The organism is Achromobacter veterisilvae (genome assembly GCF_900496975.1).
Lineage (GTDB): Bacteria > Pseudomonadota > Gammaproteobacteria > Burkholderiales > Burkholderiaceae_B > Achromobacter > Achromobacter veterisilvae.
This window is the reverse complement of the sequence record NZ_UFQC01000095.1, coordinates 1-1307: the sequence shown is the minus strand read 5'-3', so window position 1 is coordinate 1307 and position 1307 is coordinate 1. Positions and strand designations below refer to the sequence as shown.

General features: G+C 60.9%; 1 protein-coding gene. It reads left to right on the top strand.

From position 1 onward, the window contains the following. Window positions 1-83: 83 nt before the first annotated feature. On the top strand, window positions 84-1304 hold the full coding sequence (locus tag AVE30378_RS32450; protein ID WP_129247291.1) for an ISL3 family transposase: 1221 nt from the start codon (window positions 84-86) through the stop codon (window positions 1302-1304). Window positions 1305-1307: the final 3 nt, after the last annotated feature.

The window sequence follows — 1307 nt, the reverse complement described above, 5'->3', positions numbered from 1 at the left end:
GGTTCATCGCGCAATAGCGTGGAGGGGTTTGGCAAGTTTTCGTATTCTTGACGGCAGGTATTTGCCATCAGGAGTGCAGGGAGATGCTGGATCGCAAGTTGCTGGAGTCGCTGGGAGGCTGGCAGGGCTATGGCGTCGAACGCGTGGAGTGGCCCGAAGGCACAGGGCGCACGCTGTCGATCTATTTGAAGCCAACGGCCAAGGTAATGCTGTGCGAGCATTGCGGCGCGCGGTGTCGCCAGGTGCATGAGACCACGGTCCGACGGGTACGAGATCTGCCGCTATTCGAGTATCGGGTCGTTCTGCACGTGCCCCGCCGGCGCTTGTGGTGTGAGCAATGCGGTGGCCCGCGCCTGGAGCGGCTTGCCTGGCTGGGGCGATATCAACGGGTGACGGATCGGCTCGCGCAGGCCTGCAGCCAATTGCTGCAATCGAGCAACGTGCAGGCGGTGGCGAGGTTCTTCGACCTGGGTTGGCATACCGTCAAGACGCTGGACAAGGCTCGGCTCCGTGCGTCGGTGCGCGAACCGGATTGGTCCAGGATCGAGTATTTGGCGATGGACGAGTTTGCCCTGCACAAAGGGCATCGCTACGCGACCGTGGTGGTCGATCCGATCGGCAGGCAGGTGCTGTGGATCGGCCCAGGACGCTCACGCGAGACGGCCCGGGCGTTCTTCGAACAATTGCCGCCTGGGGTCGCCCAACGCATCAAGGCCGTTGCCATCGACATGACCACCGCCTACGAGTTGGAGATCCAGGCCCACAGCCCACAGGCGGAGATCGTCTATGACTTGTTCCATGTCGTGGCCAAGTATGGACGAGAGGTCATTGATCGGGTGCGCGTGGATCAGGCCAATCAACTACGCCAGGATCGTCCCGCACGCAGGATTATCAAATCGAGCCGCTGGCTGCTGCTGCGCAACCGTGACAACCTGGATCGGCAGCAGGCCGTCCGGCTTGACGAATTGCTGCAAGCCAACCAGCCGCTGCTGACGGTCTATGTCCTGCGTGACGAACTCAAACGGCTCTGGTTCTACCGAAGACCTGCCTGGGCAAAACAAGCCTGGAACCACTGGTGTGAGCAGGCCGAGCAAAGCGGAATAGCCGCCTTGAACACCTTCGCTCAGCGACTGAAAGGCTATCTGCACGGCATCCTGGCCAGATGCCGACATCGCCTGAACACCAGCATCGTCGAGGGCATCAACAACACCATCAAGGTCATCAAGCGGCGCGCTTACGGCTACCGCGACCAGGAATACTTCTTCCTCAAAATCCGCGCCGCCTTCCCCGGTAATGCTCAATGAATC